This is a genomic window from Enterococcus sp. AZ077, from assembly GCF_051714965.1.
Lineage (GTDB): Bacteria > Bacillota > Bacilli > Lactobacillales > Enterococcaceae > Enterococcus_B > Enterococcus_B hirae.
Genome location: NZ_JBIOSX010000001.1, coordinates 851,368 through 865,012, shown reverse-complemented (window position 1 = coordinate 865,012; position 13,645 = coordinate 851,368). Strand labels below are relative to the sequence as shown.

General features: G+C 33.9%; 12 protein-coding genes. 1 reads left to right on the top strand and 11 read right to left on the bottom strand.

Annotation, left to right across the window (positions count from 1 at the left end; translation table 11 throughout):
* Nucleotides 1-2 precede the first annotated feature (2 nt).
* The 4 genes from liaS to mltG all read right to left on the bottom strand — a co-directional run bounded on the left by liaS (nt 3) and on the right by mltG (nt 3,829).
* The gene (liaS, locus tag IGL28_RS04080) at nt 3-1,070 is read right to left on the bottom strand and encodes a two-component system sensor histidine kinase LiaS (RefSeq protein ID WP_010719719.1); all 1,068 of its coding nucleotides are present in this window, start codon (nt 1,068-1,070) and stop codon (nt 3-5) included.
* Nucleotides 1,067-1,798: a cell wall-active antibiotics response protein LiaF gene (gene liaF / locus IGL28_RS04075; protein ID WP_010719720.1), complete on the bottom strand. Its 732-nt coding sequence runs from the start codon at nt 1,796-1,798 to the stop codon at nt 1,067-1,069. The genes liaS and liaF overlap by 4 nt, the downstream gene beginning before the upstream one ends.
* A gap of 230 nt (nt 1,799-2,028) precedes the next feature.
* Entirely contained in the window at nt 2,029-2,508 is a 480-nt protein-coding gene (gene greA / locus IGL28_RS04070) for a transcription elongation factor GreA (protein ID WP_010719721.1), read from the bottom strand.
* Nucleotides 2,509-2,650: 142 nt separating this feature from the next.
* Nucleotides 2,651-3,829: an endolytic transglycosylase MltG gene (mltG, locus tag IGL28_RS04065; protein WP_081128612.1), complete on the bottom strand. Its 1,179-nt coding sequence runs from the start codon at nt 3,827-3,829 to the stop codon at nt 2,651-2,653.
* 196 nt (nt 3,830-4,025) lie between these two features.
* Between mltG and IGL28_RS04060 the strand changes: the two genes are divergently transcribed.
* Complete coding sequence (locus IGL28_RS04060) at nt 4,026-5,195, top strand: serine hydrolase domain-containing protein (protein ID WP_395530691.1); 1,170 nt, start codon at nt 4,026-4,028, stop codon at nt 5,193-5,195.
* A 219-nt stretch (nt 5,196-5,414) separates the two neighbouring features.
* Here IGL28_RS04060 and IGL28_RS04055 read toward each other — a convergent pair whose 3' ends face one another.
* The 7 genes from IGL28_RS04055 to IGL28_RS04025 form a co-directional block, all read right to left on the bottom strand.
* Nucleotides 5,415-6,359, bottom strand: coding sequence for an NAD-dependent epimerase/dehydratase family protein (locus tag IGL28_RS04055; RefSeq protein WP_010719724.1), 945 nt, complete (start codon nt 6,357-6,359; stop codon nt 5,415-5,417).
* Nucleotides 6,360-6,682: 323 nt separating this feature from the next.
* Complete coding sequence (locus tag IGL28_RS04050) at nt 6,683-8,107, bottom strand: lipopolysaccharide biosynthesis protein (protein WP_010738167.1); 1,425 nt, start codon at nt 8,105-8,107, stop codon at nt 6,683-6,685.
* A gap of 9 nt (nt 8,108-8,116) precedes the next feature.
* Nucleotides 8,117-9,088 (bottom strand): glycosyltransferase, encoded by a 972-nt coding sequence (locus IGL28_RS04045; protein ID WP_010719726.1) that lies wholly within the window; start codon nt 9,086-9,088, stop codon nt 8,117-8,119.
* An 80-nt stretch (nt 9,089-9,168) separates the two neighbouring features.
* On the bottom strand, nt 9,169-9,993 hold the full coding sequence (locus IGL28_RS04040) for a LicD family protein (protein ID WP_034698873.1): 825 nt from the start codon (nt 9,991-9,993) through the stop codon (nt 9,169-9,171).
* Between the two features lie 138 nt (nt 9,994-10,131).
* Nucleotides 10,132-11,568, bottom strand: a complete 1,437-nt coding sequence (locus IGL28_RS04035; RefSeq protein ID WP_197725796.1) for an O-antigen ligase family protein — start codon at nt 11,566-11,568, stop codon at nt 10,132-10,134.
* A 40-nt stretch (nt 11,569-11,608) separates the two neighbouring features.
* Nucleotides 11,609-12,583, bottom strand: coding sequence for a glycosyltransferase family 2 protein (locus IGL28_RS04030; protein WP_010719729.1), 975 nt, complete (start codon nt 12,581-12,583; stop codon nt 11,609-11,611).
* Entirely contained in the window at nt 12,576-13,637 is a 1,062-nt protein-coding gene (locus IGL28_RS04025; RefSeq protein ID WP_081128606.1) for an NAD-dependent epimerase/dehydratase family protein, read from the bottom strand. The genes IGL28_RS04030 and IGL28_RS04025 overlap by 8 nt, the downstream gene beginning before the upstream one ends.
* Between the last annotated feature and the right edge of the window lie 8 nt (nt 13,638-13,645).

Genomic DNA, 13,645 nt, shown 5'->3' with positions numbered 1-13,645 from the left:
AATTATGCCTCCTTGATCAAAGGAACTTTGATCTCAATACTGGTGCCTTGTCCTTTAAAACTAATAATTTTAACTGTTCCACCAATACCTGCTACTCGTTCCCTAATATTATTTAATCCATAACTACCTGTTTTCGTTTCGTTCATATTAAACCCGGTACCATCATCAATCACTCGTAACAATAAGTTATTATTGATTTTGTGTAAATAAACTTCTAATTCATTTGCTTTAGCGTGACGTAAGGTATTGGATAATAATTCTTGCACGATACGAAAAAGATGATCTTCAATCGAATTGGACAATTTTACGTCTTCGATCTCCCATTTCAATGAAATTTGAATTTTATTTTGTAGTTCTTTTAATAATTGCTCAATTCCTTGTTTCAAACTCTTCTCCTCCAGATTCACTGGGCGAAGATGAAGTAGGAGCGCGCGCATTTCAGATTGAGAAGCATTGATGATATCAGCAACCATACGTAATTGTTTGCGAAATATTTCTGAACTATCTGTTTTTTCGGCTTGTTCTGTTAAAGCAGACATCATCATCATCGCTGCAAATAATTGTTGTGAGACAGAATCATGGAGTTCCCGGGCTAAACGATGCCTTTCTAGTTCTAAGATTTCCTCTCTTGTCTGTCCATCCACATACTGGGGTCTGCTAGTGATAATTTGTAGTTCACTAGAAACTTCAATCATTTTTTCTTTTATTTTGGTTATTTCTTTATCAATATCTTGTACATAAATATCATCATTTGCACTGGGAATGGGTTCATTCAAATGACTAGACTCATAATTACCAGAAGATAATGCTCTTAATTTTTCTTCAATTTTACCATACTTTGCTTTTTGGATAAGTGATACTATCAAAAAAACCACTAATCCGACACCTAAGGCAATAGCAAACAAATGAAAAATCAGCGGCACATACAATAGTCTTGCACTTAAAATGGCACGCCACCAATTCGTTTGGTTACTTGCATAAAAATAAGTGAACAACGAAAACAAGATGATTAAAAAAGAAGCCGCTGAGGCATAGATTGCCATCATTAATTTTGATAATCTGCTCATCATACACGTATCACCTCAACGTCACCAAGTAATGTATTCGTGATGATTTTTAACCGTCTTGGGTTTTCATCATAATCGTTACTATAAATTTTGATGGATTCATTTTTTAATGAAAATTGTTCCTCTTCAAATAAAACATTTCCAACAAGTGTCGCATGCTCTAAACTGATGGCAATCCCTAAAGGTACCAAAATTCTCGTTCTACCAATTCCTTTTCGCACAATAACAATATTATCATCCTTTGGTAACAATGTATTGCCAAGATCAATGATCGTATCCCCTGAAATTAAAGCAATATTGATGTCATCCCATTCATAAACATCATTACCAATACGTTGATTTCCAAATAATTGTTGTTTTTTTCGTTCATTATTATGTGTTTTTAATTGATCGGTTTGTACCATGATCATCTGTTTCTTTCGCCAAAAGGTATTTTTTGTTAGATCAATCCCAGAAATTTCAACCCCTTTTAGTCCGATAAACAAGATCGCAAATACTGCCATCAACCATAGTGCAGGGCTATTGACTAAACTAAAGAAAACGATCAAACTCCCTATAATCAATTGAAAATTTCGAAATCCAGATCGTGGATATTTTCTTAATGCTAAATATATGTTCAATGCACCAAACAATACGAGAAGAAGTAATTCTACGTTGTTCACAATTTGCCAAACTGCAAATAGTAATAATAAAGCCTCGACTACGATAAAAAAACGCCAAGAACTATTCATCTTTATTCTCCTTTCATGCACATTCTCATTCTATCATAGCTATTTTTTTAGAAATATACTATAGGACTTGAGATGTAAAGTTTGTCCTAAGTCAAATGGTTCTGGACACTCATTCCTTAGAAAAATAAATAAGCCGAAGAATCCCAAAAATCGGAGAAACGATTTTCTGATTCTTCGGCTTATTGCTCAAAGTTGTAGATGTCACAACTTCATTTTTGTTCAAGTATTTCTTATGCTTGCTCTACTTTAACGATTTTAACTAACATATCGCCACCAGGGGTAGCAATCGTTACTTCATCATTGACTAATTTACCAATCAAAGCTTGAGCAATTGGTGAATCATTAGAAATTTTACCAGAAAATGGATCAGCTTCTGCACTTCCTACGATTGTGTATTCTTCTTCTTCACCATCCGGTAATTCAATAAATGTTACTGTCTTACCAATTGATACTTCATCTGCATCAACACCGTCATTGTCAATGATTTGAGCAAAACGAATCATATTTTCGATTGTTGTGATTCGACCTTCAACAAACGCTTGTTCATCTTTAGCAGATTCATACTCTGAGTTTTCAGATAGATCACCAAATCCACGAGCGATTTTAATGCGTTCAATGATTTCTCCGCGTTTAACTGTTTTTAATTGTTCTAATTCTTCTTCTAGTTTGGCTTTGCCTTCTAGAGTCATCGGGTAAACTTTCTCAACCATGTATAACGTCTCCTTCTTGATCTATGGAATACCGCAAAAAGTAATCTTTTGAGGAATATAATCCAAAAAAGATTACCACGCTTTTCCTAAAATGTAAATGTTTTTCTATTTTAAATAAATAGTCGATGATACAAATACTATTCTACGAATTATTGACATATTTATCAACTAATTCCAAATGTTCTTCGTAAGTTTTTGCAAAATAAACATCGCCTTTTTTGATATCTGCCACAAAATAGTAGTAATCATTTTGAGTCGGCTCTAATACGGCTTCGATAGCTGCTTCACTAGGGTTATCAAATGGTCCAGGACCATAGCCTGTGTTCGTATATAGATTATATGGAGAGTCGACAGCCGTATCTTTATAAGAGACCGTTTCTTTGTGTTCTCCCAAGGCATATAAAACAGAGATATCTGATTGTAAAGGCATATCTGCCTTGATACGGTTGAAAAATACTTGGGCGATGTTTTTACGATCGTTTTCTTTAATCCCTTCTTTTTCAACTAATGAGGCCAACGTCAGGACTTCTTGAACCGTCATATTTTTTTGTTTGATGGTTGTAAAATAAGGCTGTAACACGCTATTTGTCTTGTTTACCATCTGAACGACTAAATCTTTCAACGACATTTTTTTGTAGTAATCATAAGTAGCCGGGAACAAATAACCTTCTAAGCGACATTTGACATTTTGAGCTTTGCTCGCACTGTCCAATAAATCTGGGAATTTTTTATAAAGCTCATTGAAAAACGTTTCATCTTTCATCAAATCTAAAAATTCTTGTTTATCTTTTCCAGTGACTTTCGCTACTCTAGCAGCGATTTGTTCAATGTCGTATCCTTCCGGTATCACGACTTTGCCATCTGCTACTTTAGTTGGCTCTGAGGTGCCACCTTCTTGCAATTGTTTTCCGATCTCATCCAAAGTCATATTTGGTGCCATTTGATAATATCCAGCTTGAAAGCCAGTCATATTTTTAAATTTAGTATAGTAATTGAACACGATGCCGCTTTTAATCACTTGATCTTGTTCGAGTATCTCACCTATTTGTTTATTTGATGAACCGCTAGGTATTTCAATTTGAACAAGTTGATCATTTTTAGGATCCAATGGTTTCAACCCGCTATCCACATAGCGGTAAATGGTGAATCCAAGGACGCCTCCAATGATTAGCAACGTCAAAACGATCACTAAAATGATTTTACCAACGATTTTTTCTTCTTTTTTTCGCAAATTTTTTCTCTGATTAATGACTGCATTCTTTTCAGCAGATTGGTCTGATCTGTTTTTTTTCTCTTCTGGACGTTGTTTGTTTTCTGACAAAACAACTCCTCCTTACTATCAACTTCGTAACTTCATCTATTATACATGATATTTTGATTGACGTGAATTAATTTATTTAAATATTCTATCAAAATTGTAAGTAGTAAATCAAATGAAAACAGATTAAAATTAATATCAATGAATACAATAGTTATTTTAACTATTAGCGAAAATGAAAGGACCTTATGACACAATGATAAAAAAAGGCAAACATGCAAAAAAAGGGGCATTTCCTTTTTTCTCTATCATTCTAGTATTGCTCAGTATCAGCGTACTTTCCACCGGTATGATTATAGGATGGAGTATTTATGCGAAAGAACAAGCTAAAAATGATTCCGATTCACTAAAACCTAAACAGACATTATCGCTTACACCTGAAGAAAAAAAATTATCAGAAAAAATCAACCACCTGTTAATTAAACATGATTACATTGGCTCAATTTATGTAAAGAAAAATAATCATGTGATTTTTGAGCGTGGCTATGGTTATGCGAACAAAGAAAATGATCAGTTAAACCGCCCTTATCTTTACTATCAAATTGGCTCGATTCAAAAAGCGATGACAGCTCTGTTAATTCTCAAACAAGTAGAATTAGGACACCTTTCTTTGAATACGAAATTGGCTAAGTTTTATCCTCAAATTCCGAATAGTCAAAAGATTTCCATTGAAGATCTACTTTATATGAGATCTGGGTTGAAACCTACAGCTAAACCTACTACCCCATTATCAGATACAGAAGTCGTCCAATTTGCGGTTCAACATCTAAAATTAGTTGACTACCATACTTATCGTTATGAACCATTAAACTTTACAATTTTAGCGGGTATTTTAATCAACTTAACTCACCAACCTTATGAAAAATTAGTAGAGAATGAGATTATCAAACCTTTGGATTTGAAACAGACCGCTTTTTATGATCAAGTCAAAAACTCTCCGCATCATGCCCTTTCCTATCAGATGTCTGCTAGTGATGATTACTGGAAGCCATTAACTGAATCGCAAACAGCGATCCATAATGAATTAGGGACTGGAAATATCAGTATGTCGGTGCTTGATTTAAATACGTTTTTCACTAAAGTTTTATCAGGTAAAATGATCCCACAGAAATTACTTTTTACATTATGGAAACCCAGTCCTACTGGCCACCCATATCGTGGTGGTGTCTATTGTGGTAATGATTATGTTTTGGCACAAGGAAACATCAATCGTTTCCATTCAGTCGCTGTTTTCAAACGTGATTTGAAAGATGCAGTCGTCATGGAAAGCAACGACCAATCAGATAAAAAAATAAAATTAACTGCTCTAGACTTGCGAAATCGAATTTATAATTTAATTGAAGGGTCCAAGATATTAGAAGAAAATTAATCCTGAAAACGAAAAAGATTATCGTCCCAAAAATTAAGTACGTCATAGTTCAAAAATTTTTTTATTAAAAAAATCGCCATGCAAAAGTTAGAATGTTATCTGACTTTTGCATGGCGACTGTATTTAGCCGACTATCATAGTTCTATTTCACAAAGTTTAAGATTTCGTTCCATCCACTTTTCAAGTGTACGAATAAGAACTGTCGACTCTTATTATTCACTATATTTCAGTTTTTAAATAGCTTTTCATACCACTTAATACATCATATTTTGGTAGATAACCAATAGACTGAATCTTAGAAATATCTGCTAATGAATCGTGAATATCTCCTGAACGTTCTGGCTGATATTCTAAAGCTAATTCCGTCTCTAAAATTTGATCAATCGTCTGGATCAATGTTAATAATGTAGTTGCTTTTCCCGTTCCGACATTAAATTGTTGGCCTAAAGCCGATTCTTTGTTAGCTACCAGAAGTAAAGCTTGGATCACATCATCGATATAGACAAAGTCTCTTGATTGGCTACCGTCTCCATATAAAGTAAATGACGTTTTTTCTCCCGCTAATTGTTTTTTATAACGATCAACTAAGATTGAAATCACACCACTGTAAGGTGAATTTGGGTTTTGGTTTGGTCCGTAAACATTGAAGAAACGAACTGCACTTCCTGGAACATCATATAAATGACAGTAATCCAAAACATATTGTTCAGCTGCAAACTTATCGATTGCATAAGGGGTTAATGGACGAATAATGGATTCCTCTTTTTTTGGTAAAGTTGGTTCATCCCCATAAACTGCTGCTGAAGAACTAAATACGATTCGTTTTAAGTTTGGTTGATATTTCCGGATCAATTCTAACAGCATCAGCACACTTTCAAAATTAACTCGATGTGTTTCTACTGGTCGGGCAACCGAATCTGCCACACTAGCAACTGCCGCTAAATGGAAAATGTAGTCAAATTGATTGGCACGGATGATTTCTTCCATCAATACTGAATCCGCTACATCACCTTCGATGAACGTGATGTTTCTATCCATCTCAAGATTTTCTACTTTTCCCATTGATAAATCATCAACAACAATCACTACATTTTCTTTACCTAAGTGATTGGCTAAGGTAGAACCGATAAAACCAGCCCCACCGGTAATCAATATTTTTTCCACTATTTTCACTCCAATTATTGATTTACATAAAAGATAAGTTTAGTGTAACACGTTTATTCTGAGAATACTATCTTATATATATGCCCTAAATAGAGCGATCATAGACTAATTGTTCCCTTTCCAATAGTTATCTCCTGTCTAACAAGAAAACCATACCATGCATAAAATATTCTAATAGTAGATAATATTTTTCTTATTTAAACGTTGCTTCTTTGTTATTGCCTTGGCAGAAGTTGGTCAAGGATGTATTTCTCTATCACCTTTTGCAAGAATAAGGGACTGTGACAAGTCTTTTGTCACAGTCCCTCACTGTCTTCTTTATATTAATGATCTTTGACTAAGTATCGCAAATCTTTTAAGTCGCTCAAAAAACCACGATGGACAATCACTAAATAAATGATATATATCACAATATAGGCAACCATACTCATATAAGTGCCATCAAACCAAAGATTACTAAAAATGAATAATAAAGTTAGACAGGTTTCTAAAAACATTTTAGCACCAATTTTAATATTCATATCTCTACACAAGAAAAATTCAGCTAAATTACAACGGAATGCTAAACTAGCAAGTATTAATCCGACAGTTAAGTTTAAATTCCCTATGATGAAAATGACGAATAGAGAAAGAAGTAAGGATAAGGTCAACGTCAAGACGTTTACCATTAGAATCGTTTTTTCTTTACGCAATGTCTTCAAATAGGTATTGATTAATAAGGACATTCTTCCTTCATAGATAACGATTGGAAATAAGATCCCCATGAATCTTAAACTAACTTCATATTCAGGTAGCCACATGCCTAAAACGATTTTTGCTGGAATATAAAAAATCAAAATAGCATACGTCAAAGGAACAAATACACCTCTTAGTGTTTGAAACAAAGAAGAAAGACGATCTCGATTTGTTCTTCTTAAAAGCGGGAACATGACGATCCCGACCGCATTGATAAAGGTCAAAAACATATTAGAGATACTTAAAGTAAAAGATAATTTACCAAAAGTCTGGATTGACCATTGTTGTTGAACAAAGAAACGGATCGTACCCATAATTAACATACTAGCAATACTACTCAACATTAATTTGCTACCAATATTAATGTTATCTAAGATTTCAGGTACTAGTTCTTTTAGACCAATCATTTTAACTTGTAGCATATCTTTTATTCGGGTCATTCCCCAAATTGTAATCACTAATTTTGAAATGATATCCATAATGATCAACCAGTAAAATTCCCGCCCACCTGTGGCAAAATATATACCGATTAAGACAACATATAAATAGCGATCATTTCTTGATAACTGTGCATACTCTTTAATCCTATTTGTTGATTGGAAAATATAGAGAATAAATGTTTTAACGATAGTCACTACAGAAACAACAGCTGTCAAAATCAAGATCAGTGCTTGGTATTCTCCAGGCATAAAGAAGTAAGCCCATAAAATAACGAAAATCGAAACAAAAAATTCAAATATCGCTAAATACCAAAACTGTGATCCTAAAGAACGTTTATCAATGTCTTTGTACTCTTCTCCGCCGATTTTCAAGTAAATACCATCAATCCAACCAAAATGTAAGAATCCTACATAAGAAGAATAAAAGACATAGAGTTGCCAATAACTATATTCAGTCACTCCTAATAATTTTGGAACAAATAAATTTAAAAGGACAGAAATACCTAATGTAGCAAAGTTAGCTGCTACGGTATAATATAGATTTTTTGCGACAGCTTTTGCTTTATGGTTCATGCTGATACCTCACTTTCCTGACTTATATTTTATAAGATGATAGATATCAGTACCAAAATAAAATTTACGCTTATAGCGGAAGAAAGAAGCAAGAATTGTTGATAACTGTTCCTTTTCTAATATAGCAATACGCATTTCTAGTTCATCAATCATTGACAAGAGCATTTTTTGTTTCTTCTCAAAATCATCTATATCAGTTAAATTAGCTAAATAGTTATTGGCTGCATGTACACGTTGCAATCTTCGCCGTAACGTATTTAGTCTTTTTTGGTAGGCTGTTACTTTGTTTGCTTGGTCAATTTCTTTTTTAAAAGAGCTTTGACCATGTTTACGCCATTCAATCAACGGTTTTCTTAAGAGAAATAACCCATTGCTTAAAACAGCACTTCCCCACATGGACATATCATGGACTGCATTCTCCATTCTTGAAGCATAAAGCATCACATTCGCAATAAAGCTTTGGCGAATAGCATAGACACAGCCTGGACGTCTTAGGAATAAGTTGTTTTCATTAAAAACCACTCGTTCTTCTGATTGTCCCTCTATTTTTTCTGTATCAACCCGTTTTAACTCTTCGGCTAAACCACCTGGCTCTACTAATTCATGATAATCTGATACTAAAACTTGAACTTGTTGATTCGCAAAAGTACGACTCATTTCTTCAATTTTTTTTTCATGCCAAATATCATCTTGGTCACAAGTAAACACAACATCTTTACTTGCTAAATCCAGCAGTTTAAAAAAGTTTTTTCGCCATCCAACGTTTTCTTCATTAACAATCAATTGCCAGGTAGCCTGTAACTGATTTTCTTCAATGAATTTTCGTACAATATTGACTGTCTGATCAGTTGAGCAATCATCTTTTATGATAACTTCATCAATTTTTTGAGATTGATTTTTCAAAGAATTGAGCTGTTCTATAATATTTTTTTCGCCATTATATGTAGCCATTACAACAGTTGTTTGCAGTTTTTCACGCATTTACTTCACTCCTTCTAAGATATAGTATTAAAGATGCTACTTTGTTGTTTCGTCTTACTTTTTGTAACCATTTCGAGAGGCTATTTTTCGTAAAAGTTATACGGATGGTGTGTCACGCGTTCATTTTCCGGTGGCATTGTCATGTAATCTCCGTAACGCAATGTAAGAAAATCTCCTCTATTTTTGATAGCCATTACTTTGTGTCCTTCAAATTCGACGTCTTCATATTCAGTAAACCATTGCGTTGGAAAAACACCCCAATCAATATGAATCCATTCTAAATAACCACATGTGTCCGTATCTCCAAATCGGATTTTTTTAGCAGCTTCTTGGTATTTTTTTTGCCAATAGACATTATCGCCGATTTTCAATAATTTTTTATGATGAGGATAACGCACTACTAATTTTACGACTGCTTTCAAAAAATCAAAGCTTCGAGCATAAGCTAATCCCAAAGTGTCCATTAAGTTTAGACGATAATTCTCTGTTGTCTCTCTTAGAGCTTGACGTTCTGTAGCAGAATCTGGAATGCCGTCAATAGGAAAAATATCAACAAAAACGCCTAAATCAGGTTCTTCCCCACTAAAAAACTGCTTTGTTTTAGCTACAGTTTTTGGGTCAATCACTTTTGCAAATGGATATCTAAAATTTTCTCTTGTTTCAAAGGACAACAACTTGTAATTTGTATCATTTTTTAAGATCAAAAGCAATTCTTCATAATCTGGTCGGGGCATCACGATATCAATATCATCATCCCAAGGGATAAAACCTTGATGGCGTTCAACACCAATCAGACTTCCATAAAATATGGTATATTTTAGGTTGTTTTCACGACAGATTTTATCAATATAAACTAAAATATCAACTGCTTTTTTTTGTACCTCTGCCATTGTTAATTCTCTCATAAGAAGTCTCCTATATCCAATTAAATTTTTTACTAACGAACGGGAATATTTATTTGCCTTTGATCATCAAATTGACCAATAATAGAAAATATCCTTGCATCCTTTGTTTCTCTGCAAGGATTTTTCCTATTACCTTAATTATTTTTCCAGTCTGTTCAATTGTTTTTGTTGATCGAAATCATATTGAAGTTTTCCTAAATACAACCAGAAAATAAATGTTGCAGAACGTCTAGTTAGTATAATTTCAGTAATCAATAAACTAGAGACTAAGATGATCAACACAATTTGATTATCTATCAGAAATTCCAGATAATTTTTTTGCTTTGTAGCAAATAGAATCCGCAAAGACTGCCACATTTTTGATAGTAAAAATAGGACAAAAACAACTGTTCCAGAGATACCAGTTGCTGCTAATAGATAGAAAAAGGCACTGTGAGGTGTTTGCCCCGTTTTAGCAATATGAGTCTCTGGGATTTTAGCTTTGGCAATTGCCACAAAACCTTTTGGTGTTGTTCCGAAAATGGGTTCAAGTCGCATCAATTCAGTTGCACTTTTCCATAAAGCAAAACGACTGTTAGAAATATCTTTATTTTCAACAACATCCGGTCTTTCGGTAGTGACCAATTTTTCGTCAGGAATTTTTTTCTCTGAATCTTTTTCAAAAAAGTCAACGACCTTAGGACTTGTGATTTCCACACGGTTTGCTACATTGACGTAACCTGTTTTCATCAATGATACGCCACCAAAAACAACGGCTGAACTAATCGCAGCTAGGACTGTTGCTCCTACTACTTTCAATACTAACGATTGATTTTTTTTCGACTGATAAAATAAGTAAAAGAAGAAAACACCAAAAAAGGCCGCAACTACCAATTGGATCATACCAGATCTTGAACCTGAGAGAGAAATATAGCTAAATTGAACAAACATAACAAAAATAGAAAGAACTTTCACCCATAGCTTTTGATTAAAAATAGCTTTTCTAAGGGCAAAAATAATACAAACCAATGAAATAGTTGTCGCATAGTTTGGATCAACAAAAATCCCATAAAGACGATTTTCAAAAAAACCGATTCGCATGCCATAATACAATGATTTAACTGGCGTAGAAAAACTTACACGAGCAAAAAACAAATAAAGAGAAAATAGGACAAGTGCAGACCAAACAACTAAAAGAATCGTTTCAAACACAGTAAATAGTTTTTTGTTATTTTCTCTTCCCACTTCAAATACACAAAAGAAAAAGATACATTGCCAAATAATCAGTTTGATGTTTTCTGTGAAAGCATATTCTCGATTCAACAATGTACTGATTGCTAAAATTACTATAAAAACAATTAACCAATATTCAATTTTTATTTTCTTTTTTTCGAGAATCATTGGTAAAAAGTGGCTAAGGAAAATGACTCCTGATAATAACATGATAATCATCGAAAAGATGGAATCGATTTTTGGTGGTAGTGTGGAATAAACACTAACCATCCGACAGATTAAGACAAGCTCAAAAAAAACAATATAGGGCAATGCTATTTTTTGTCCTATACTATGGAATTGCTTTGAAAATTTAGTAAACATTTTATCCTCCATTAGTATAAAAGATCAATCACCGTAACGGTTAATCTTTAGTTTTAGTTATATGTTTCCTTCTAAATTCTACTGGAAACTTATATAAATGTAAGCTAATCATTAAGAGTAATGTAGAAAACTTACGACTCTTGGTAAATATCTCATTCTCCATAATGAATCGAAAGTTATGTCTTAAATAACTTACGATTTCTTTTGTTTCCGGACGATCCGTTACGTTTGCTACTATAATCTTATCGAGAACTAAAAAGTTAGCAAAACAAACACGTTGATGTGCTGCTTTTTTGATTTCTTGACTTCGGTCTTTGAGCTTTATTTCATTGTTTTCCCAAGCTTCAATAAATTCAAATTGTTTTTCTGAAAAACTTTCTGTATTGATACTTCCAAGACGATGATAATAATAGTACTTTTGTTCAGAGTCAATGGCTACTTTGTGGCATTGATTCAATAAATCTACAATAATAAAAGAATCTTCATGATATTTCCCCTCTGGATAGCGGATAGTTGAAAACAGTTCTCGCTTATAGAGTTTGTTCACTGCATGAACAGAGATGATATTTCCTTGTAAAATTAATAATAACGCTTCTTCAGCGGTTACTGTTTTTTTGATTGTGGGTTTGATTATCGGATCTTTTCCCTCGTAGACATCATAAATACCACAGATCGATAAGTCTGCCTCTTCTTTGATGATTGCTTTATATAAAAGTTCGTACATATCTTCTGCGATATAGTCGTCACTGTCAACAAAGCCCAAATATTTTCCTTTGGCTACTTCGATTCCCGCGTTTCTTGCACTACTCAATCCACCATTTTGTTTGTGGACGACCCGTACACGAGCATCCTTCTTTGCATAGTCATCACAAATACGTCCACTATTATCAGGTGAACCGTCATCCACTAAAATCAGTTCAAAATCGGAAAAAGTCTGAGCGAGAATGGAATCTACACATTTTTTTAAATATTTTTCAACTTTATAAACAGGTACGATAATACTAATTTCACACATGTATTTCATCCTTAACTAACTGTACTGTATGCTTCAGTGATTCTTCTAGACTAAAGATCGGGAACCAGCCAGTATCTTTAATTTTTTCATTATTTAAAATAGCCGTATTTGCTTTAGAAAAGCCTTGTTGTTCAATTGCATCAGGTAATTCAAAAATGACTTGCTTCCCACTAATTTCAGCAAGTTTTTGAGCAAGCTCTTTTAGATGCAAATCAAAACTGTCATTAGAGATGTTATAAGCTTCTCCATTCTGACCGTGAATAAGGAGATGAAGCATCGCTGAAACAGCATCACCTACATAAATATAGGAAAAATACTGGTTTCCTTCACTCTTTAATACAATATCTTCTTCATGCACTGCATTCAAGATAAATTGAGAAGAAGCCTTAGAGTCAGATAACAACATCGTTGGGCCAAATGTACGGCATAATCTTGGAATCACAATATCTAATTGATGCTTCGCAATATATGCCTGACAAAGGGACTCACTGACTCTCTTACCTTCCGGATAGCCGGCACGTAAAGTATTGCAATCAATATAACCACAATAATCTTCCGAAAACTTTTCAATGTCTCCACGATTTTCGCCATAGATCTCTACAGTTGAAAGGAAAAGCACTCTTTTCGGTTCTGTTGCTACAGCATGTTTCAATACTTGTTCTGTACCAGCAAGATTCGTCATAATCGTGCCAATTGGATCGGTTGCATAAGCTTTTGGATGGGTATTGCTTGCACCGTGGATGATATAGTCAGCCTTAATAGAAAAAGGCAACGGATCTGTCACGTCTCCTTCGATGATCTCAAAATTTTCATCAGAGATATACGGAGAGAATCGTTCTTCCAATCTTTGACGATTTCTTCCCATTGCATATACTTTAATATTAACCCCTAAATACTGGTTTGCTAACATTAACGTATCGACTAAAAAAGAACCAATCATACCTGAGGCACCAATCATGAGTAAAGATTGACCATCCAAACTTTTTAAATCAGGAGTATGTTCGACTACCTTCAGCAAATCATCTTTATATAGTGGATTATTTATTAAAGACATCCTCTTCA

Coding starts and splice junctions, on each gene's coding strand:
- liaS (WP_010719719.1), bottom strand. CDS start 1,070: ATGATGAGCAGATTATCAAAATTAATGATGGCAATCTATGCCTCAGCG.
- liaF (WP_010719720.1), bottom strand. CDS start 1,798: ATGAATAGTTCTTGGCGTTTTTTTATCGTAGTCGAGGCTTTATTATTA.
- greA (WP_010719721.1), bottom strand. CDS start 2,508: ATGGTTGAGAAAGTTTACCCGATGACTCTAGAAGGCAAAGCCAAACTA.
- IGL28_RS04050 (WP_010738167.1), bottom strand. CDS start 8,107: ATGAACCATAAAGCAAAAGCTGTCGCAAAAAATCTATATTATACCGTA.
- IGL28_RS04045 (WP_010719726.1), bottom strand. CDS start 9,088: ATGCGTGAAAAACTGCAAACAACTGTTGTAATGGCTACATATAATGGC.
- IGL28_RS04040 (WP_034698873.1), bottom strand. CDS start 9,993: ATGAGAGAATTAACAATGGCAGAGGTACAAAAAAAAGCAGTTGATATT.
- IGL28_RS04035 (WP_197725796.1), bottom strand. CDS start 11,568: ATGTTTACTAAATTTTCAAAGCAATTCCATAGTATAGGACAAAAAATA.
- IGL28_RS04030 (WP_010719729.1), bottom strand. CDS start 12,583: ATGTGTGAAATTAGTATTATCGTACCTGTTTATAAAGTTGAAAAATAT.
- IGL28_RS04025 (WP_081128606.1), bottom strand. CDS start 13,637: ATGTCTTTAATAAATAATCCACTATATAAAGATGATTTGCTGAAGGTA.